This window comes from Sphingomonas sp. (genome assembly GCF_017304635.1).
GTDB lineage: Bacteria > Pseudomonadota > Alphaproteobacteria > Sphingomonadales > Sphingomonadaceae > Sphingomonas.
The window spans coordinates 233,087-252,555 of record NZ_JAFKMA010000002.1 but is presented as its reverse complement, the minus strand read 5'-3'; the positions used below and the strand labels follow the sequence as shown (position 1 = coordinate 252,555).

Below are 19,469 nucleotides of genomic sequence, written 5' to 3'. Positions count from 1 at the left end.
CTCGCCGGCTGCGCATCGTCTCAAGTCCAGCTACGCTGGCCATGTGCGATGCTGGCGGTGGCAGGGGAGCTCGGATTCGAACCGAGGGCCTTCGGTTTTGGAGACCGACGCTCTAACCAGCTGAGCTACACCCCTACAGCCGCCGCGCTCCTATCGCGCCAGCGAGGGGAGCGCAAGGCCGGCCGGCGGCCAAGGCCCGATCCCCGCGTCATGGGACTTGCCCCCATGGCGGCCCCACGCTAAGTCACGCGCCAATCCGACATCGGGATGATCCTTCCGCCCTGTCGCCTCTTCACGGCGCCGGGCGGCGGACCTATGTCCCGGCTACGGCAACGAACACGCGCGAGAGCATCATGGCGAAGACCACCCCTGTCGAATTCTTCCGGCAAGTCCAGGCCGAGACCAAGAAGGTCGTCTGGCCGACCCGGCGCGAGACGATCATGACCGGGGTCATGGTGCTGATCCTGACGCTGATCCTGGCGGTGTTCTTCTTCATCGTCGACACGGGCTTCAACGCCGCGGTCGAATTCTTCCTCAGCCTCGCGACCAAGTAAGGGACAAGCCACAGTGGCACGCTGGTACATCATCCACGCTTATTCGGGGTTCGAGGGCAAGGTCCGCGACGCGATCACGGCCGAAGCCGCCCGGCTCGGGCTCGAAGGCGCGGTCGAGGCGATCGAGGTCCCGACCGAGACCGTGACCGAGGCGCGCCGCGGCAAGAAGGTGGCGGTCGAGCGCAAGTTCATGCCCGGCTACGTCCTCGCCAAGCTGGCGATGAACGACGACGTCTATCACCTGGTCAAGAACACGCCGAAGGTGACCGGCTTCCTGGGCCCCAACGGCAAGCCCCAGGCGATCAGCGACGCCGAAGCCGCGCGCATGCTGAATTCGAAGGACGAAGCCGCCGCCGCCAGCCCGAAGCAGCAGGTCAAGGTCGATTACGAGATCGGCGACAGCGTCAAGGTGCTCGACGGCCCCTTCGCCAGCTTCAACGGCATCGTCGAGGAACTCGATTTCGACAAGTCGAAGGTCAAGGTCAGCGTCTCGATCTTCGGCCGCGCCACCCCGGTCGAACTCGACTTCGAGCAGGTCGAGCGCAGCAAGTGACCCACGCGGCTAGCGCCAGCTAGCCCGCGAGACGACACTTGCCCAGCCGGCGGGCGCCCAGCGCCCGACCGACGACGCGGGATTCACTCCCGCGTCGAAACCCTAATGGCTGAAATTGGGTGATTTAGAGACGGGCGGCTTTCGAGCCGACGTAGCCGCTTTGCCGTCATGCGCCACGGCGTCCTAATGCGGCCATCGGTCTTCCAAAAAGAGCGATTCTGAGCAGAGGAAGAAATAGCCGATTAGAAAGGAGGGATGAGGTGGGATGCTCCACCCATATGGCTACCGCGCCTTGACGGTGCCCCGTCACTCGCCCACTCTCGGCTATAAATTCCGGAGCGCTAGAATGAGAACTGATTTCCTGTACGCCTCGATCGCCGACACACAGGGGACCATCCGCTCAATTGACGTGAGGGCGGGGTTTCTCTTCGTAGTGCTTTTTCTTCCCCTGTCTGTGTTGGACAAGATTTCCACGATTTACGGCTTCCCGGCAAAACTGACCGGCGTGATGACGGGCTGGATTATTATCGATATCCTTCTCTGGGTATTGGCTATCGGAGCTCTTTTCCGCTGCGTCGTTGCAATCGACAGTCCTGCTGCGCACGTCTCCGGCCCAACTCCAAAAGGCGCATTTTATGGCGGCGATCTGTTTAATCTTACAAAATACCACACGTTCTGGAACTGCACAGTGCTTTCTTCTCGTGATATAGCTCAGGAGAAAATGCTACTTCCGCAAAATGCCGCCGAAATAGAAACCGAGCTTCTCTTCGAGAAGATGAAGCTGACCTATATACGATCCGTCAAACTCTTGCGGTTTGCAGCCGCCGCCTGGCTGACGCTCTTGTGGCTGATCGCCTCGGCGTCATTGGCCGTCTACACTAGAGCGCTGATATGAGCCTAAGCGACGAGGAGAGCGCCATTATCAGAGCCCTAGTAGGGAGTTCCTTGGATGTAGCTGAGCAGGTTTGGGACAAACATCAGCCGATTTTCGAGGCCGCTACCGAGGCTCTTGCACTAGACCGAGTGGCGAAGCGCGCGGAGGTTGCCCCATCGCGCATTCCTAATCATCCGTTTGTAAGCAGTGAGCGCTCAGAATTAGCGGAATATGTCTGTCTAGTGGCGGACATGAGGGAGTCCAGCAAACACCTGATGATCGAATACTCTCACTCAAAGCCGACTTATACGCGGATGAAGAGAGTGTATTTCGAAACGGCTGCCCTGCTCCCGGCGCTCGACCAGACAATCCAGTTTCAATGCGGTTCAGTGACCGAGTACCTCGGAGACGGCGTGCTAGCGCTCTTTTCGGTAAATCCGGAAGACAGGGGCCCAGATATCAGGAGAGCGCATCGTGCCGCGCAGAACTGCGTTGGCGACACCCGCGCCATCGTCAACGAGGAGATCGCAAGCCGATACTGTCTACCCAGCTTGGACCTTGGGGTCGGCCTGGGTTTTGGAGACGCGATCGTCCAGTTAATCGGGGTCCCTTCTAGGATGCATCCGAAGGTTATCGGGCCATGCGTTTATTACGCCACGAAGCTGTCGGCAGGTAAAAACATAATTCTCGTCAATGAGGCGCTTCGAAAAGCATGGCCCACGTCAAAGGGCGGAAAGCTAACGTTCACACCGATGCCGATCAGAGGTGTTGACGGCTACAGGGTTGGCTGATCGCGCGGCGACCGCAGTTGGGTCGTTACCCGTCATCGGCGTCGTCCGCCATATCCCCCAGCCGCCAGCCCCCGAACAACGCGCGGCTGTCGTCGTACATCGCCTTTGTCGCTTCCAGCGGGGTCATCCCGCCGATCTGGGCGAGCCTGGGCGAGGTGGAGAGGTAATCCTTCCAGGTCGACTTGCCGTCCGCCCGACGCGCGGCTTCGGCGATCTCGAACTTCTCGCGCTCGCGGCGGCGCGCTTCCTCGGTCATCGCGGCGACACGGAACGACCACATGTCGCTGGTCTCGCCGCGACGACGGCGCAGATGCGGCGGCTCGGCGAGCAGGCGGGCTTCCTTCTGGTGGAGGTACATGAGCTGCAACGCCTGGTTGGCGGTCATCGGCGGCATGGGCGGCGGCTCGTTGTGGCGCCAGTCGTCATGTTCGTGGCTATGCACCGACCCGGCGTCGAGCAGCGCCATCTCCAGCGCTTCGTACCCCCGCTCCAGCGCCAGCCGCCACTCGCGCGCGAAGCCGGGATCGCGCCGCCGCCGGCGATAGAAGGCCGCGACCGCCGCCCCGGCCGCGGCGGCGGCGAGGCGGACGTTGCAGGTGACGCCGAGGGTCGCGAGGAACACCTGCTCGCACTGGCGCGTCAGCTTGCCGGGCTGGGCGGCGCGCATCTGGAGCTTGCCGTCGTTGCGGCGGGTGACGACCGGTTCGCCGCCAGCCGTCCGCAGCGTAGCGCCGCACACGGGCAGCGCAGCTGCTCGCGAGACGGAGGACGGCCGGCCGGCGAGCAGCGCAGCTGCTCCGTCCGACGACAGCGGCTTCGCCGCTGGCGGCCCCTACGACCCGTTACTTGCCACCACCCCCTTCCCCGCCACCGGCCCCCGCAACCCCTCCCCCTGCAACCGCGCCTGCGCGAAGGCGACCGCCGTCTCCCACGCCAGCGCAAACGCCGGATGCGTCGCGCGGCGATGCTGCATCGTGCCGTACTTCATCCCTGCGAGACGAGCGGCGAGACGCACGTTGCCGGTGCGCCGCAATTCGCGCAGGAAGGTGCGGTTCTGGAGCGCCTGGTCGCGCGAAAACGGTCTGGCCATGCGCATTTTCGTCGCAAGCGGCTTCCTACATTGCAATGGCGGCCGGGTTCGGCTATCGGCGCGCGCTTCCAAAGCTATCGCTGTGGAACTTGCGGGAGAGCGTTCGCGCTCGTCCGGACCGCTAAACTTGGAAAAGAGTGAAAAATGGCAAAGAAGATTACCGGCTATATCAAGCTACAGGTGCCCGCCGGCGCCGCCAACCCGTCGCCGCCGATCGGCCCGGCGCTGGGTCAGCGCGGCGTCAACATCATGGAATTCTGCAAGGCGTTCAACGCCGCGACCGGCGACATGGAAAAGGGCGCGCCGATCCCGACCGTCATCACCGTCTATGCCGACCGCAGCTTCTCGTTCGTGACGAAGACGCCGCCGGCGACCTTCCTCATCAAGAAGGCGGCGAACCTGAAGTCGGGCTCGAAGGAGCCGGGCAAGGTCAGCGCGGGCAAGATCAAGCGCTCGGCGCTGTCGGCGATCGCCGAGGCGAAGATGAAGGACCTGAACGCCAACGACATCGAGGCTGCGACCAAGATCATCGAAGGCTCCGCCCGCGCGATGGGCCTCGAAGTGGTGGAGGGCTGAGATCATGGCATTCGTGAGCAAGAAGCAGAAGGCCGTGACGATCGACCGCGAGAAGCTGCACGGCGTCGACGAAGCGATCGCGCTGGCCAAGGCGGGCGCCACCTCGAAGTTCGACGAGACGATCGAAGTCGCGCTGAACCTCGGCGTCGACCCCCGCCATGCCGACCAGATGGTCCGCGGTGTTGTGACCTTACCAAAAGGCACCGGCAAAACCGTCCGTGTCGGCGTGTTCGCCAAGGGCGCGAAGGCCGATGAGGCGCGCGCCGCTGGCGCCGACGTCGTCGGGGCCGAGGACCTGATGGAGACGGTCCAGGGCGGCACGATCGATTTCGACCGCTGCATCGCGACCCCGGACATGATGGGCGTCGTCGGCCGTCTCGGCAAGGTGCTGGGTCCGAAGGGTCTGATGCCGAACCCGAAGCTCGGCACCGTCACGATGGACGTCGCCGGCGCGGTGAAGGCGGCCAAGGGCGGCCAGATCGAATATCGCGTCGAAAAGGCCGGCATCATCCATTCGGGCATCGGCAAGGCGTCGTTCCCGGCCGAGGATCTGCGCGCGAACTTCGACGCGCTGGTCGATGCGGTGGTCAAGGCCAAGCCGTCGGGCGCCAAGGGCAAGTACGTCAAGAAGGTCGCGCTGAGCTCGACCATGGGCCCGGGGATCAAGGTGGATACGGCCGAGGTGAGCGGCGCAGCGTAAGCTGAGACGCGGTGCGCGAGCGCTGCTCGCGCATACCGAAGGCCGGCCGGCGCTGGCAAAGCCAGCGTCCGACGGCACGGGATTTACTCCCGTGCCGGCCTAAGCAAACACAAAACGGGCCGGGTGGCGACACCCGGCCCGTTTCGCGTCAGGCGTTCGCCATTTCCGGGAAGTCCGCGCCGAGGCTCAGCTCGCGATCCGCTTCGATCGCCGTCAGCCGCTTCCGATACAGCGTGGTCGCCGTGTCGTACGCGAACTTGCCGAGCACCAACTGGTGCGGCGGGTCGGCGCGCGTGACGGCGGCGATCATCGCTTCGCCCGCGCGGACGGGGTCGCCCGGCTGTTGCCCCGAATAGCCGCTGGTCGTGTCCATCCGCGCCTGCGCCGTGGCGGCATAGTCGGCGATGCGGCTCTTGGTCTGATGCAGCGAGCGGCCGGCCCAGTCTGTGCGGAACGGTCCCGGCTCGACGCACGTCACCGCAATGCCGAGCGGCGCGACCTCCGCTCGCAACGATTCCGACCAACCCTCCACCGCATGCTTGGTCGCCGAATAATAGCCCGACGAGGCGAACCCGGTCAGGCCGCCGATCGACGTGATGTTAACGATCGCCCCGCTCTTTTGCCCGCGCATCACCGGCAGCACCGCTCGAGTCATCGCGAACAGGCCGAACACGTTGGCTTCGAACTGGGCGCGGATCTCAGCGTCCTCGCCCTCCTCGACCGAACTCTGGTAGCCATAGCCGGCATTGTTAACGAGCACGTCGATCCGCCCGAACCGCGCGGTCGCCGCCGCCACCGCCGCGTCGATCTGGCCCTGATCGGCGACGTCGAGGTCGACCGCCAGCGCACGGTCGGGCACCAGCGCGACCAGATCGGCGACGCGATCCGTGCCCCGCGCGGTCACGACGGCGCGCCAGCCACGCGCCAGCACCAGCTTCGCCAGCTCGCGCCCGAACCCGGTCGAGCAACCGGTGATGAACCAGACGGGATCGGTGGGGAACGGCATGGGGAAACCTTTCGATTGAGGAGACGCGAAAGGTGGGAACGACCCGAGACGCCTGCAACCGGCGTCGTGCCGTCATTGCGATTGTGGCGCAGCAATGACGAACCGAGGCGCGCCCACCACCACGCCTTTGCCAAACCCGCAAAAAAGGCGTAGGGCGCGCGGCAATCCCCAAAACCACCGCGTTACCGGCCGGCACCCATGCCGCGCCGACGCCATGCCCGTTCGAGACACCATGCCCTTTTCACACCTGCCCCCCGTCCTGGCCGAGGCCATCGCCGCCAAGGGCTATCCCGCGCTCACCCCGGTCCAGCAACAGGTCGGCGAGGACACCGCCAAGGGTCGCGACCTGCTCGTCTCCGCGCAGACCGGCTCGGGCAAGACCGTCGCGTTCGGCATCGCGATGGCCGACGAACTGCTCCACAAGGGGCAGACGCCGCCCTCCCCCACCGCGCCGCTCGCGCTGGCGATCGCTCCGACCCGCGAGCTCGCCTTGCAGGTCGCGAAGGAACTGGCGTGGCTGTACGGCAAGGCCGGGGCGCGGATCGTCACTTGCGTCGGTGGGATGGACCCGAGCCGCGAGCGCCGCAACCTGAGCCACGGCGCGCATATCGTCGTCGGCACGCCGGGTCGCCTGCGCGATCACCTCGAACGCGGCGCGCTCGATTTGTCGGCGGTGAAGGTTGCGGTGCTCGACGAAGCCGACGAGATGCTCGACATGGGCTTCCGCGAGGACCTCGAGACCCTGCTCGACGCGACCCCCGCCGAGCGCCGCACGCTCCTCTTCTCCGCGACGATGCCCAAGCCGATCGTCGCGCTGGCGAAGAAATACCAGCGCGACGCCTTGCGCATTTCCACCGTCGGCGAGGATCGCGGGCACGGCGACATCGCCTACCAGGCGGTGACCGTCGCCCCGGCCGATATCGAGCATGCCGTTATCAACCTGCTGCGCTTCCACGAGGCGGAGACGGCGATGCTGTTCTGCGCGACCCGCGACAATGTCCGCCACCTCCACGCCAGCCTGGTCGAGCGCGGGTTCGCCGCGGTGGCGCTGTCGGGCGAGCATTCGCAGAGCGAGCGCAACCACGCGTTGCAGGCGCTGCGCGATCGCCGTGCGCGGGTCTGCGTCGCGACCGACGTCGCGGCGCGCGGCATCGACCTGCCGACGCTGAGCCTGGTCGTCCATGTCGAGCTGCCACGCGATGCCGAGACGTTGCAGCATCGCTCCGGCCGCACCGGGCGCGCGGGCAAGAAGGGCACGGCCGTCCTGATCGTCCCCTATCCCCGCCGCAAGCGCGTCGAGATGATGCTGCGCGGCGCGCGGATCGACGTTGCGTGGCTGCCGGTGCCGACCGCCGACGACATCCGCGCGAAGGATCGCGAGCGGCTGCTGGCGGCGCTGAGCGAGCCGGTCGAGCCCGATGCCGACGACTGGGTGATCGCCGAGGAGCTACTCAAGGCGAAATCGCCGCAGGAGATCGCCGCCGCCTTGGTCCACGCGCACCGCGCCTCGCTGCCCCAGCCCGAGGAGATGATCGACCGCGTGCCGGAAGGGCCGAAGGCGCACCACCGCAGCGGGTTCGAGGACACGGTGTGGTTCCGAATGAACGTCGGCCGCCGCCAGAATGCCGATCCGCGCTGGATCCTGCCGCTGATCTGTCGCCGCGGCGGCATCACCAAGAACGAGGTCGGCGCGATCCGCATCCAGGCGAACGAGACCGGCTTCCAGATTCCGCGCGCGCTCGCCAACCGCTTCTGGACCGCGGTGACCAAGAGCGCGGGGGCGGACGGCGAGGACGATAGCGGCGTGCGGATCGAGCCGGTCGACGGCCCCAGCGCCGCCCCGGCGCGCGCGCAACTCCACCGCGCGACCCCGACGGGGCGGCAAGATCAGGCGCCGCGCCGCCAAGGGCCGCCGACCCGCAACCGCGCGCAGAAGGTGTTCCGCAAAGGCCCCCGCCCCCCGCGGGCGTGATATCGCCCACCCGCTTGCGGCATCGTCACCCCGGCCTCGGTGCGGGATCCCGCTTTTCAACGACGGAAGCAGAAGTGGGACCCGGCTCAAGGCCGGGGTGACGAGCGAGGAAGATTGAGTCCCAACCTCACGACCTCCCCGGCGAAAAATGGTAGGGTGGCGATATGACTGAAACCCCGACCGCCACCGGCCGCCGCATCCTGGTCGACGCCGACGCCTGTCCGGTCAAGGACGAGGTCTACAAGGTCGCCTGGCGCCTCGAGGTCCCCGTCTGGATCGTCAGCAACAGCCACCTGCGCGTGCCGCAACACCCGCTGCTCAACCGCATCGTGGTCGGCGACGGCTTCGACGCCGCCGACGACTGGATCGCGGACAATGCCGGCCCCGGCGCGGTCGTGGTGACCGCCGACATCCTGCTCGCCGATCGCGTCCTGAAAGCGGGCGCGCAGGCGATCGCGCCGACCGGCAAGCCGTTCACGACCAGCTCGATCGGCGCGGCCATCGCAACGCGCGCGATCATGGCCGACCTGCGCGCCAGCGGCGACCAGCTCGGCGGGCCCGCGGCGTTCTCGAAAGCCGATCGCTCGCGCTTCCTCCAGGCGCTCGACACCGCGCTGGTCCGCGCGCGATAAGCGGGGCATGGACCTCGACGATCGCCTCCGCCACTATTTCGGCACCGCCGACCTCGCGACCCTGACCCCGGCCGCGTTCGCGGCGGGCACCGAACGCATGCGCGTCGAATTCGGCCTGGAGCGCGACCGCCCCCGCCGCTTTGCACTATGGACGCTGATGCACATGCTCGGCGTCGCCCCCGGCCTCGACGTGGCGTTCGCGGACCCCGCCGACCGCGACGCCGCGCGGGACTTCATGGAAATCGTCGAACGGCAGGACGAGGGCTGAGGCGGAGCGGGCGGCCCCAACCCGCTCCCACCTTATCCTTCAGCCGAACCGCGCCAGCTTACATGCCGTTTCCACTCACCGGCGTCGCGACCGGCGCGGCCCCGGTCGCCGCACTCGCCGCGCCGAAGCCGCACTGCTTCTGTTCCATCGCGATCTGCTTGGTGATGCGCGTCGCGTTCTCGCCATAGGCTTCGGTGACCGAGCCGTGGTTGACGGTCTTGCCCTTGAGCGGGCTGACGCCCTCGCACAGGTGGAAGACGTGCGGCGTCGAAGCGGTCTTGGCGCCGTTCTCCGGCGCGATCCAGTAGACGACGTCTTGTCCCGCCGGGTGCGCGGCGTCCTTGGTCGCGTCCGCCACGGTGCTGGTGTCGCGCGCGATGTCCTGCGCTTGCGCGGCCACCTCGGGCGAGCAGGCGGTGGTCGGCTGGCCGGCCTTGATCTGCGCGGCGCAGCTATTCATGTCCTTGGTATATTGCTCGACCGAGGGCGGGTGATAGCTGACCCCGATCAGCGCCGCGATCACCGCCAGCACCGCGCCGACGCCGCCCGCGATCTTCTTGTTCTTCGGGTCCATGTCCTTGTCCATGAAGATCAGGACGACCAGCGGCACGAACGCGATCAGCGTGACGATCGCGCCCAGCTGGTTCTGGAAGAAGAATTTGGCGGGGTCCGACTCGCGCGCCGGATCCTGCTTGTTTGCGGCCTTCCACAACAGGTTGCCGGCGATCGCGAACACCGCGATCCCGACCAGGATGCCGATCAGCAGGCCGAGATTGCCATGGTCGAACTTGTGCTTGTAGAGCAGGACGACGCCGGCAATCTCTCCCGCGATCGCGACGGCCCAGGCCAGCCCCGCGAACAGGCGGAGCCGCCCGGCCGCGGCCTTCTGCCCCTGCGATGCGGCCCAGTCCCGCGTGACGTCCACCTTGTCGTCGGCCATGTCGCTTCCCCTTGCTAGCGAGCAATCCACATTCGGCGCGATGGTAGACGCCTGTCGCGGGGGCGCAAGTGGCGCGACGCGGCCGACTTTGCTAGCCGCGCGGGCGATGAACGATCCCACCACCATCCGCCGCCTGTACGGCCGCCGCCAGGGCCACAAATTGCGCCAGGGCCAGGCGGCGCTCGTCGAGGAACTGCTGCCCGACGTGGCGGTGCCCGAGCAGGGGCCGCTCGATGCGCGCGTCCTGTTCGGCGACGAGCTCCCGCTGGAGGTGGAGATCGGCTTCGGCGCGGGCGAGCATCTGGCGGGGCAGGCGGCGATGCGGCCCGATCACGGTTTCATCGGCTGCGAGCCGTTCCTGAACGGCGTCGTCGGCGCGCTCGGCCACATTCGCGACGGCGGCCTCAGCAACGTGCGGCTGCACATGGGCGATGCGCTGGAAGTGCTGGAGCGCTTGCCCGACGCCAGCCTGTCGCGGCTCTATCTGCTCCACCCCGACCCCTGGCCCAAGGCGCGGCACGCCAAGCGGCGGATGGTCAATGACGGCCCGCTCGATCTGATCGCGCGCAAGCTGAAGCCCGGCGGGGAGTTCCGGCTCGGCACCGACGATCCGACCTATTGCCGCTGGTCGATGATGGTAATGAACCGCCGTCGCGATTTCGAATGGCTGGCGCGCGATGCGCGGGATTTCCTGACGCGCCCGGCGGACTGGCCCGAGACGCGGTACGAGCGCAAGGCGCGGCGGCAGGGGCACGAGGTGTGGTATTTCCGCTACGGGCGAGTGTGAGGCGGTGAAGCTCCATCCTGCGGAAAAACCTCACCCCGGCGAACACCGGGGCCCAGGAGGGAAACAGTGATAATTGCGCGCGACGCGAACTACTGACGGTTCGGAACTGGACCCCGGCCTTCGCCGGGGTGGCGGCCTGTTTGATTGTTGTGCGTCAGGGTCGTTGGTCAATCCAGCATCGCGCGCAACCGCCGCGCCAGGTCCGTATACGTGAACGGCTTCGGCAACAGCTCCACTCCCGCATCGAGCCGACCGTGATGGACGATCGCGTTGCGCGCATAGCCTGACGTGAACAGCACGCGCAGGTCGGGCTTCACCGTGCGCGCGCGTTCGGCGAGCACGGCGCCGGTCATGCCGCCGGGCAGCACGACGTCGGTGAACAGCAGGTCGATCGCATCGGCATGCCGCCGCACGAGGTCGAGCGCGCCGGGCCCATCAGCGGCGGCGAGCACTGCATAGCCGAGATCGGCCAGCGCCTCGGTGGTGAACGCCCGGACGTCCTCATCGTCCTCGCACACCAGGATCGTCTCGTTCTCGCTCTTGGGCAGCGGTTCGGGCGCCGTCGTCGCCGCGGCCTTCGCCGTCGCGCCGTCGCTGCGCGGCAGGTAGATCTTGATCGTCGTGCCGTGACCGCATTCCGAATAGATGCGGACGTGCCCGCCCGATTGCTTGACGAAGCCATAGACCATCGACAGGCCGAGCCCGGTGCCGCGGCCGACTTCCTTGGTGGTGAAGAACGGTTCGAACGCGCGGTCGGCGGTGGCGCGGTCCATCCCCTCGCCGGTGTCGGACACGGCGATCAGGACGTATTGGCCCGGCCGCACCTCCGCCTCGCGCGCGGCATAATCGGTGTCGAGGTGGCAGTTGGCGGTCTCGATCGTCAGCCGCCCGCCCTCCGGCATCGCGTCGCGCGCGTTGACCGCCAGGTTGAGCAGCGCATTCTCCAGCTGGTTGGCGTCGATCTCGATCGGCCACAATCGCGCCGCCTGAACGAACGCGAAGTCGATCGTCTCGCCCAGCGCGCGGTGCATCATCTCCGCCATGTCGGCGATCAGGCGGTTGGGTTCGAGCCGCCGCGGCGCGAGCGGCTGGCGGCGCGAAAACGCGAGCAGGCGCTGCGTCAGCACGGCGGCCCGCTCCGCCCCCGACATGGCGTTACGCGCCGCGCGCACCAGCCGCGGCTGATCCTCGCCCAGGTTGCGCTGGATGATGTCGAGGTTGCCGGTAACCACCTGCAACAGATTGTTGAAATCGTGCGCGACGCCGCCGGTCAGCTGGCCGACCGTCTCCATCTTCTGCGACTGGCGCAGCGCTTCCTCGGTCGCGCGCAACGCCTCGCTCGCGGTCTTTTCCGCCGTGATGTCGCGCGCGACGCAATAGAGCAGGTCGCCGTGCGGTACCGCCGTCCAGCTGAACCAGTGATAATCGCCGCTGCTGTCGCGGAACCGGTTCTCGAACCGCAGCGTCGCTTCGCCGCCCGCGAGGTCGTCGATCTCGGCGCGCGTGATCGCGACGTCGTCGGGATGCTCCATCCATTCGGACGTGCGGCCGAGCAACTGGTCGGAGGTCCAGCCGAGGATGTCGGTCCAGGCCGGGCTGGCATTCAGCCATTTCCCGTCGCGGTCGGCGATCAGGAACGGATCGCGCGCGATCGTCCACAGCCGGTTGCGATCGGCCACCGCCTCGCGCTGGGCGACGACGCGCGCCGTGGTCTCGCTGACGATGCACAGCACCCCGCCGACCGACCCGTCATCGTCGAACACCGGCGAATAGGAGATGTCGAAAAACACTTCCTCGCCGCCGCCGTCGCTGCGTTCGATATAAAAGGCGCGGTCCTTGGCATGATACGTCTCGCCGCTGTCGCGCACGCCGGTCAGCAACGGGCCGAGGTCGGTCCACAATTCCTTCCACCCCTCCGGCGCCGGCTGGCCGAGGACGTGGGGATGCTTGTTGCCGATCGTCGGCGCATAGGCTTCGTTGTAGAGCGCGCAGAAATGGCCGCCCCAAAACAACACGATCTCCGCCCGCGACGACAGCATCAGGTCGACCGCCGACAGCAGCGCCGACGACCAGCCGGTCATCGGCCCGAGCGGCGATCGCTCGTCGAGTTCCGCGAGCAGGGCGCCGATCTCTCCCCTCGTCGCGATGCGTTGTGCCCTGCGGTCAGGCAATGTCGTCCCCACACATATCCGTCTTGGAGACAAAGACACATTCGCGCGGCGGCGGTTCCAATCGGGCAGCACGCGGCCCGATCGCGAACGTCGTTTAGCCCGGCTGGCGCATCAGCTTGAGCATCTCCGGCAGGCTCCGGCGTCCTTCGTTGAGCAGGCTGGCCCGAAACACGCGGCCGAGCAGCAGGATCTCGATCACCACGAACGCCGCCAGCACCACGCCCGACCCCACGACTTCCCAGGTCGGAATGCCGGTGCCGAGCCGCGCGAGCACGGTGAACGGCGACCATAACGGAACCCAGGTCAGCACCTCGACCGCCGTGCCCCCCGCCCCGCGCAGCACGGCCTGCACCAGCAACGTAAACGGCATCATGATGAGCAGGATCACCGGCATCAGATAGCCTTGCGCGTCGCGCATCGAGTTGCTGACCGCGCCGATCACCAGGAAGATCATCGCCACCATCATGTAGCCGGCGACGAAGAAATAGAGGATCGTCAGCACGCTGCCGAGCGACGACACCGGCTCCAGCGCGGGACGGATCACGTCGGCGATCGCGCCGTGCGTGGCATAGGCCGCGAACGCGCCGCATGCCGCCCAGGTCAGAATCATCGACAGCCCGATCGCGACCGTGCCGGCGAGCTTGCCGTACATCAGCTCGCTCGGCGAAATGCAGGCGAGCACCGTCTCCAGCAGCTCGTTGCTGCGTTCCTCGACCGTGCCTTGCAGCATCCAGCTGCCCGACAGCACCAGCGACATCAGCAGGATGTAGGCGCAGGCGAGCGGCAGGATCGATCGGATCAGCATCCGCTCGCGCCCGCTGCCGGGCGGCGGCGTCGTCACCTGGATCGCCGGCGCGACCGCGTTGGCGGCCTGCGCGGTCGCCGCCGGCGTACCCGCGCCGGCCAGGAACCGCGTGCGCAGATCGGGGGTCAGCACGCCTTGCAGCATCGCCATCAGCGAGCCGCGCGGCGCCCCGTTCGCCCAGACGCGGATCGCCGGCGACGGGCCGAAATCGTGCGGGATCAGGATGACATAATCGACTGGCTTGCGGTTGCTCTTGTCGCCCGGGCGCAGATAGGGTTCGAGCGCCTGATCGAGCGTGGCGGGCGCGGCGGTCGCCAGCGCCGGCGGCGTGTCGACCACGCGATAATCGGGATCGGGCGCATCGAACGCTTCCGCGTTCTTCGGCGAGACGCGCGCGATCGCGGCGCGCGCCGTGGGCAGGCCGCCGCTCGCGACGAAGCGCGCGACCTCGGCATCGCCGAACCAGTGATCGCCCTGCGCCCAGGGCGCCGACGGGTCGGCGCGTTGCAGATCGTGACGGCGGACGTAGCGCGCCAGCGCGTCGAGCGTCGCGCGCTGGCCGTCGAGTTCGACGCGCTGGCGGATCGCCGCGCCCGCTGACCCGCCGGCCTGGTCGATCACCATCACCGTGTCGGTGTCGGACTTGTCCATGAAGCGCGACGCGAGCGGCCCCAGCGCGAACACCAGCGGCAGGATCAAGAGTGTCAGCCAGAAGCTGCGTGTCATCGCGACCTGGCGGAACTCGCGCGCGGCGACGAGGCGGATGTGCTGGATCATGTTAACGCCCCTCCGCGCCGCCGACGATGTGCAGGAAGACTTCGTGCAGGCTCGGCCGCTGCTGCTCGAAGCGATGGAGCGCGAACCCGGTCGCGGTGCAATGGTCGAGCAGGTCGCCGGGGTCGGCCCCGGGGGTCAGGCCGACCTCCCATTCCTGCCACGCGCCCGCCGTCCCGGTCTGGCGCGCTTCCGCGACGCCGGGCAACGCCGTGGGCGACGCCTTGGCCTCGAGCAACAGGCGCGCCGGCAGGGTCGCGCGCGCCGCTTCCTGCGTGCCCTCGAACAATTTGCGCCCGCGCGCGAGCAGCAGCAACCGGTCGCACAGCCGCTCGGCATGCTGCATCACGTGCGTCGAGAACACGACCGCCGCGCCGTCCTTCGCCGCGCGCACGATCTCGTCCTCGAGCAGGCCCTGGTTGACCGGATCGAGCCCGGAGAACGGTTCGTCGAGGATCAGCAAGCGCGGCCGGTTGACGACGGCGGTCGCCAGCTGGACCTTCTGCGCCATGCCCTTCGACAATTTGTCGACCGACGTCTTGGCGAACCCGCCGAGCCCGAACCGGTCGAGCAGCGTATCGCCCTCGGCACGCGCCGCCGTCGCGGTCATCCCCTTCAGCCGGCCGAAATAAACGATCGTCTCGATCGCGGTCATCGACCGATACAGCCCGCGCTCTTCGGGCAGGAAGCCCAGCCCGGCGCTGTTCGCGCGTCCCGGCGCGCGGCCGAGGACGGAGATGCTGCCGGCGTCGGGACGCAGGATGTCGAGCACCATCCGCAGCGAGGTCGTCTTGCCGGCGCCGTTCCCGCCCAGGAAGCCGAACACCTCGCCCGGCGCGACCGCGAAGCTGAGGTCGTCGACCGCCGTCAATTCGCCGAAGCGCTTGACCACCCCGTCCAGCCGCAAAGCATCCATCGTCGCGTCCCCGATCTCTCCCCGCTTCCTAATCAGGTGTTGCGCTCGAATACAACACCGAAGCGACGGGTGATCGGTCCATTCTCGCGAATCCGCCGATCGCGCACGCCCCAAACGCAGAACGGCCCGCCCGCGCGGGTGCGCGGCCGGGCCGTCCGGAGTAAGATCGGGCCTTACTTCTCGCGCGCCGGGCGCTTCTGGCCGGGCTTGCGGCCGAGGCCGATCTTCTTCGCCATGTCGCGGCGCTGCTCGCTATAGGTCGGCGCGACCATCGGATAGTCCGACTTCAGATTGTAGCGCTCGCGATACTGCTCGGGCGTCAGGCCGTGGGTCGACAAATGCCGGCGCAGCGTGCGGTACGGCTTGCCGTCGATCAGGCTGACGATGTGGTCGCGCGACGCCAGCGACTTGCGGACGCTGACGGCCGGTTCGTGCGCGGTCGGTTCGCCGTCTTCGGTGCCCATGGTCGCAGCAGTCGGCTCGATCGCACCGCGCATCGAAGCGAAGAATGCCAGTGCATCTTCGGCGGTCGCGCGGGTATTCGGATTGGCCAGCCAAGCGGCAGTCAACTCGGCGGCGATTTCAACAGGACTTAGTTCGGAAATATTGTCGGTCATGATGCACTCCCCAGAAATGCTCATCCGCCAAAGCGCCATTCAAGTGCCGCGTCAATCACTATCGCACCGAAAAATCGATTTTGGAGTATGTTTATTGTCGCAAGTCGAACACTTCCCGCTACCCGATATGCGCCAGCCCTTGCGCCTTGATGCAAATCAATCTCAATTGTCTATGTTCTTGGCGGCGACTAATGGCGCGGTCGTTGGTTGCGCGAAACGGTATTTGGCTGTTCCCGCATCCGAATGTCGGGTATCGTCGCGGGCATGATCGCGCGCCGTTCAAAGCCGAGCTTCGCCAGCCTGCTGCGCCGCGCCGAACGTACCGCCGAGGTCGACACGATCAAGCCCGTGCCGGCGACGGCACCGATTGACGCTACGGAAACCGTCGCCGGGCCGACGACCGCGTTCGATGTCGACCCGGCGCGCGTCCGACTGTGGCCGCAACTCGGCCGCGTGCCGCCGACCCGCGCGGCGTGCGATGCGATCCTGCGCGACGGCCAGCGCGGCGCAGTGACGGTGCGGCCGGTGTTCGACGACGAGCTGTTCGAGTATGAGGCGATCGACGGCGCGGAAACGTTCGCCGCGATCCGCCAGCTGCGCGAGGACGATCCCGATTTGCGGCTGCTGGTCGAGGTCGAGCTGGTCGACGATGACGGGGCGGCGGCGCTGGCGCTGGCGGCGGTGTTGCCGGCGGACGTCACCGCGGCGTTCGCCGGCACGGTCCCGCCCGATTCGGCGACCGCGCTGGCCGAGCGGCTGGCGAGCCCGATTGCGCCGGTCCTTCTGGCGACCGCTCGGCAGGTCGCGCGCGCGCAACAGGCGCGGGCAGGCGACGGCCAGCCGCCTTATCCCCCGGACGAGGTGATGCGGATGCTCGATGGGGTCGGCGTACCGGCGGCGGAGCCCGCGAGCGAACCCGCCGAACCCCTCAGCCTCGCGATCGCCGACGCCGATGCACGGTCGGTGACGTTCCGCCTCGAAGGGGCGGACGAGCTATCCCCCGAGACCCTCGCGCGCGCGGTCAAGGCGATGATCGACGGCGCGGCGAACGAAGGCTTTGCGGTGACGTGGGACGCCGACACCTGACGGTGAGTCCCGCGAACCGTTAATAACCCCGCGCTACTGCCCCGACCGCCGCCACACGCCCCGTAGCATCCGCCCCGCCAGCGCCGCCATGCCCGGGCGCAGCAACAGCCAGTCGCGGATCGCCGGCCCCTTCTCCGCGCCGATGACCTGCTTGTAGCCGCTGTCGCCCGCGCCCCAATCGACCGTCGCGATGCCGTCGTCCTGCGCCCGGACGAGGTTGCGATAATAGAGCAATTTGCCGGGCGAATGCTTGGCGACGCGCGGGTCGTAGCTGTTGGCGATCGCGTATTTCACCGCGCCGCAATTGATGTCGAACGAGAAGGCCGCAGGTTCGCCATCGATCGTCAGCACCGCCGCCCAAAGCTGGGCCGCGATCACCGGATCGGTTGCCGCCTGCCGCCAGAACGCGCCATGTCCGGTCCGCGTGAACTTGGCATCGCGACCGTCGGTGCGCGCGGCGATCCAGCTCTTTTCCTCGATTCTCGCCATCGCGTCGAACCCGCCCTCCGCCAGCTCCGCGCCGGTGAGAAAACGCCAGTCGAGCGCGCCGTGCGTCGCCAGATGCTTTTCGTGGAAGCGGTTCTTCTTCAGCGTCGAGGCGCGCGGGAACGGCCCCTCGGTCCGCGCCGCCGCCATGTCGAGCAGGAAGCTGTCCGCGACGAAGCGGTCGATCGCGACCCAGCCCCGCCGCCGCGCGGCCGCGATCAGCGCGCTCGCCGCCGGATCGCCGTCATAAACCGGGCCGATCCGCAAGCCGTTGACTTCGTGCGCCAGCGCGTCGGCAAGCACGTCGAACGCACGGTCGTCGGCGATCGTCGCCGCCGGGAAGCCGCGAAACGGCCAGTAACAACCGGGTACCGCCGCCAGCCGCAGCGGCGTCGGCCCGAACGGCGCGAACGGCAGCGCGATCACCGGCTCGCCGAAATGTTCGACGATCAATGTCCGTGCGCGCTGGCCGTAGGCCGCCGTCGCCGCCGCAAACCATTGCCGGCGCAGGAAAGCGTGGCTCGCCGGACCGTTTTCCGCGACCGGATCGATCAGCGCCGGCAACCCGTCGAACGCCGCCGCGCGCGCCACCGGCGGCAGGCGGGTGAAATCGGTCAGGGCCATCGGCTTGTTCATACCGCCGCTCTATCCGACAGGCGTTACCAAGCGGTGTGTCGGTCGGGTGCGCAGTGGCGATGATCCGGAGCGGCTCCTGCTCGCTGCATCCTCCCAAGCATGCCAGGCAACGGCGGTGGCGAGCGTCCCCCTCCCCTTCATTCCCACCCCGGCGAAAGCCGGGGCCCAGTCGGGAAGGCAGATGTGACGACTCGATACGCTCACCGATCGGCGTCTCGCGACTGGACCCCGGCCTTCGCCGGGGAGACAAAAAAGACGGGGAACGCCATCTTCGCGTTCTCTCGCCCACCGGCCGTTCGTTCGACCGTCGCGACCGCTCATTCGAGCCCACCCCCACTCCTCCCGCTTCCCTAATCGCGCGGGCGACGCCATGGTGGCGCCCCATGGAAGTCAACGCCGTCTCGACCATCGCCCAGACCATCCAGCTGTCGCTGGCGCCGGTGTTCATGCTGACCGGCATCGGCGCGCTCATCAACGTGCTCGCCGGGCGGCTGTCGCGCGTGATCGATCGCGCCCGCGCGCTGGAGGCGCTGCATCCGCGCTCGACCGGGCCGGAGCATGACCGCCACGTCTGGGAATTGCGGCTGCTCGACCGCCGCATCTCGATCATCAACGCCGCCCTGCTGATGGCGGTGTCGAGCGCGGTGATGACCTGCCTGGTCGTCGCGATGCTGTTCATCGCCGAGCTCGCCGCGCTCCATATCGGACCGACCGTCGCGGTCGCGTTCATCCTGGCGATGACGCTGCTGATCGCGGCGCTCATCAGCTTCATCGTCGAGGTGCGCACTTCGATCCACGCGATCCACGTCCGCGCCGAACTGCTCGAGCAGGACCGCCGGTGATCGAGAAACGCCTGTTGCAGGTCGTCGTCGCGATCGCGTGCCTGGTGCCGCTGACGATCGGCGGGGAAAGCATCCTGCGCGGGCCGCATTTCCTCGGCCATCCGCACGACGTGCCGGTCGATCTCGACAGCCATTTCCGCTACATTTCGGGCATCTTCTTCGCGGTCGGCGTGGCGTTCGCGACGTGCGTGCCGGGGATCGAGCGCAAGGGTCCGCGCTTCCGCCTGCTCGGCGCGCTGGTGGTGTGCGGCGGTCTCGCACGGCTGGTCTCGCTGATCGCGGTAGGGCCGCCGAGCGCCGGCCACGTCTTCGGTTTCGCGATGGAGCTCGGCGTCGTGCCACTGCTGATCGTGTGGCAGGCGTCGCTGGCGCGGCGGTTCCGCCGCTAGCCCG

At 67.6% G+C, this 19,469-nt stretch carries 22 protein-coding genes and 1 tRNA gene; 13 read left to right on the top strand and 10 right to left on the bottom strand.

The features are described 5' to 3' along the window. Positions 1–58 precede the first annotated feature (58 nt). Positions 59–135: transfer RNA gene (locus J0I47_RS08325), tRNA-Trp, on the bottom strand. A gap of 218 nt (positions 136–353) precedes the next feature. Between J0I47_RS08325 and secE the strand changes: the two genes are divergently transcribed. The 4 genes from secE to J0I47_RS08305 all read left to right on the top strand — a co-directional run bounded on the left by secE (position 354) and on the right by J0I47_RS08305 (position 2,772). After that, on the top strand, positions 354–554 hold the full coding sequence (gene secE / locus J0I47_RS08320; protein ID WP_294046329.1) for a preprotein translocase subunit SecE: 201 nt from the start codon (positions 354–356) through the stop codon (positions 552–554). A 13-nt stretch (positions 555–567) separates the two neighbouring features. Continuing rightward, entirely contained in the window at positions 568–1,107 is a 540-nt protein-coding gene (gene nusG / locus J0I47_RS08315) for a transcription termination/antitermination protein NusG (RefSeq protein WP_294046328.1), read from the top strand. A gap of 346 nt (positions 1,108–1,453) precedes the next feature. Then, positions 1,454–2,002 (top strand): hypothetical protein, encoded by a 549-nt coding sequence (locus J0I47_RS08310; RefSeq protein ID WP_294046326.1) that lies wholly within the window; start codon positions 1,454–1,456, stop codon positions 2,000–2,002. After that, on the top strand, positions 1,999–2,772 hold the full coding sequence (locus J0I47_RS08305; protein ID WP_294046324.1) for a hypothetical protein: 774 nt from the start codon (positions 1,999–2,001) through the stop codon (positions 2,770–2,772). The genes J0I47_RS08310 and J0I47_RS08305 overlap by 4 nt, the downstream gene beginning before the upstream one ends. Positions 2,773–2,797: 25 nt before the next feature. On the opposite strand, the gene J0I47_RS08300 is transcribed toward J0I47_RS08305, so the two are convergent. Together J0I47_RS08300 and J0I47_RS08295 are read right to left on the bottom strand one after the other, a co-directional pair. Next, a complete protein-coding gene (locus tag J0I47_RS08300; RefSeq protein WP_294046323.1) occupies positions 2,798–3,511 on the bottom strand; it encodes a hypothetical protein in 714 nt (237 codons plus the stop codon). A 93-nt stretch (positions 3,512–3,604) separates the two neighbouring features. Next, on the bottom strand, positions 3,605–3,862 hold the full coding sequence (locus J0I47_RS08295) for a hypothetical protein (RefSeq protein ID WP_294046321.1): 258 nt from the start codon (positions 3,860–3,862) through the stop codon (positions 3,605–3,607). A gap of 144 nt (positions 3,863–4,006) precedes the next feature. On the opposite strand from J0I47_RS08295, the gene rplK reads away from it, so the two are divergent. Both rplK and rplA read left to right on the top strand, forming a co-directional pair. Next, positions 4,007–4,438 carry a 50S ribosomal protein L11 gene (rplK, locus tag J0I47_RS08290; RefSeq protein ID WP_294046319.1) on the top strand — a complete coding sequence of 144 codons (432 nt, stop codon included), beginning with the start codon at positions 4,007–4,009 and terminating at the stop codon, positions 4,436–4,438. A gap of 4 nt (positions 4,439–4,442) precedes the next feature. Continuing rightward, on the top strand, positions 4,443–5,138 hold the full coding sequence (gene rplA / locus J0I47_RS08285; RefSeq protein ID WP_294046318.1) for a 50S ribosomal protein L1: 696 nt from the start codon (positions 4,443–4,445) through the stop codon (positions 5,136–5,138). 148 nt (positions 5,139–5,286) lie between these two features. Here the strand turns inward: rplA and J0I47_RS08280 are convergent, their stop codons facing one another. Beyond that, positions 5,287–6,144 carry an oxidoreductase gene (locus tag J0I47_RS08280; RefSeq protein WP_294046316.1) on the bottom strand — a complete coding sequence of 286 codons (858 nt, stop codon included), beginning with the start codon at positions 6,142–6,144 and terminating at the stop codon, positions 5,287–5,289. A gap of 232 nt (positions 6,145–6,376) precedes the next feature. Between J0I47_RS08280 and J0I47_RS08275 the strand changes: the two genes are divergently transcribed. The 3 genes from J0I47_RS08275 to J0I47_RS08265 all read left to right on the top strand — a co-directional run bounded on the left by J0I47_RS08275 (position 6,377) and on the right by J0I47_RS08265 (position 9,016). Continuing rightward, entirely contained in the window at positions 6,377–8,116 is a 1,740-nt protein-coding gene (locus J0I47_RS08275; protein ID WP_294046314.1) for a DEAD/DEAH box helicase, read from the top strand. Positions 8,117–8,280: 164 nt separating this feature from the next. Continuing rightward, positions 8,281–8,748, top strand: coding sequence for a YaiI/YqxD family protein (locus tag J0I47_RS08270; RefSeq protein ID WP_294046313.1), 468 nt, complete (start codon positions 8,281–8,283; stop codon positions 8,746–8,748). A gap of 7 nt (positions 8,749–8,755) precedes the next feature. Further along, positions 8,756–9,016, top strand: coding sequence for a hypothetical protein (locus J0I47_RS08265; RefSeq protein ID WP_294046311.1), 261 nt, complete (start codon positions 8,756–8,758; stop codon positions 9,014–9,016). A 58-nt stretch (positions 9,017–9,074) separates the two neighbouring features. On the opposite strand, the gene J0I47_RS08260 is transcribed toward J0I47_RS08265, so the two are convergent. Continuing rightward, positions 9,075–9,956 carry a hypothetical protein gene (locus tag J0I47_RS08260; RefSeq protein ID WP_294046309.1) on the bottom strand — a complete coding sequence of 294 codons (882 nt, stop codon included), beginning with the start codon at positions 9,954–9,956 and terminating at the stop codon, positions 9,075–9,077. A 106-nt stretch (positions 9,957–10,062) separates the two neighbouring features. On the opposite strand from J0I47_RS08260, the gene trmB reads away from it, so the two are divergent. Beyond that, positions 10,063–10,743, top strand: coding sequence for a tRNA (guanosine(46)-N7)-methyltransferase TrmB (gene trmB / locus J0I47_RS08255; protein ID WP_294046307.1), 681 nt, complete (start codon positions 10,063–10,065; stop codon positions 10,741–10,743). A gap of 167 nt (positions 10,744–10,910) precedes the next feature. Here the strand turns inward: trmB and J0I47_RS08250 are convergent, their stop codons facing one another. From J0I47_RS08250 to J0I47_RS08235, 4 genes are all read right to left on the bottom strand, one after another. Continuing rightward, the gene (locus J0I47_RS08250; protein WP_294046305.1) at positions 10,911–12,914 is read right to left on the bottom strand and encodes a PAS domain-containing protein; all 2,004 of its coding nucleotides are present in this window, start codon (positions 12,912–12,914) and stop codon (positions 10,911–10,913) included. Between the two features lie 94 nt (positions 12,915–13,008). Continuing rightward, positions 13,009–14,496: an ABC transporter permease gene (locus J0I47_RS08245; RefSeq protein ID WP_294046303.1), complete on the bottom strand. Its 1,488-nt coding sequence runs from the start codon at positions 14,494–14,496 to the stop codon at positions 13,009–13,011. A gap of 1 nt (position 14,497) precedes the next feature. After that, positions 14,498–15,409 (bottom strand): ATP-binding cassette domain-containing protein, encoded by a 912-nt coding sequence (locus J0I47_RS08240; RefSeq protein WP_294046301.1) that lies wholly within the window; start codon positions 15,407–15,409, stop codon positions 14,498–14,500. Between the two features lie 173 nt (positions 15,410–15,582). Then, positions 15,583–16,026, bottom strand: coding sequence for a MucR family transcriptional regulator (locus J0I47_RS08235; RefSeq protein ID WP_294046300.1), 444 nt, complete (start codon positions 16,024–16,026; stop codon positions 15,583–15,585). Positions 16,027–16,290: 264 nt separating this feature from the next. Here J0I47_RS08235 and J0I47_RS08230 point away from each other — a divergent pair, with 264 nt between their 5' ends. Continuing rightward, positions 16,291–17,112, top strand: a complete 822-nt coding sequence (locus tag J0I47_RS08230; protein WP_294046299.1) for a hypothetical protein — start codon at positions 16,291–16,293, stop codon at positions 17,110–17,112. A gap of 33 nt (positions 17,113–17,145) precedes the next feature. On the opposite strand, the gene J0I47_RS08225 is transcribed toward J0I47_RS08230, so the two are convergent. After that, positions 17,146–18,234: a GNAT family N-acetyltransferase gene (locus J0I47_RS08225; protein ID WP_294046297.1), complete on the bottom strand. Its 1,089-nt coding sequence runs from the start codon at positions 18,232–18,234 to the stop codon at positions 17,146–17,148. A 383-nt stretch (positions 18,235–18,617) separates the two neighbouring features. Between J0I47_RS08225 and J0I47_RS08220 the strand changes: the two genes are divergently transcribed. Continuing rightward, positions 18,618–19,076 carry a DUF2721 domain-containing protein gene (locus J0I47_RS08220; RefSeq protein ID WP_294046296.1) on the top strand — a complete coding sequence of 153 codons (459 nt, stop codon included), beginning with the start codon at positions 18,618–18,620 and terminating at the stop codon, positions 19,074–19,076. Next, complete coding sequence (locus tag J0I47_RS08215; RefSeq protein WP_294046294.1) at positions 19,073–19,465, top strand: DUF4345 domain-containing protein; 393 nt, start codon at positions 19,073–19,075, stop codon at positions 19,463–19,465. The genes J0I47_RS08220 and J0I47_RS08215 overlap by 4 nt, the downstream gene beginning before the upstream one ends. Positions 19,466–19,469: the final 4 nt, after the last annotated feature.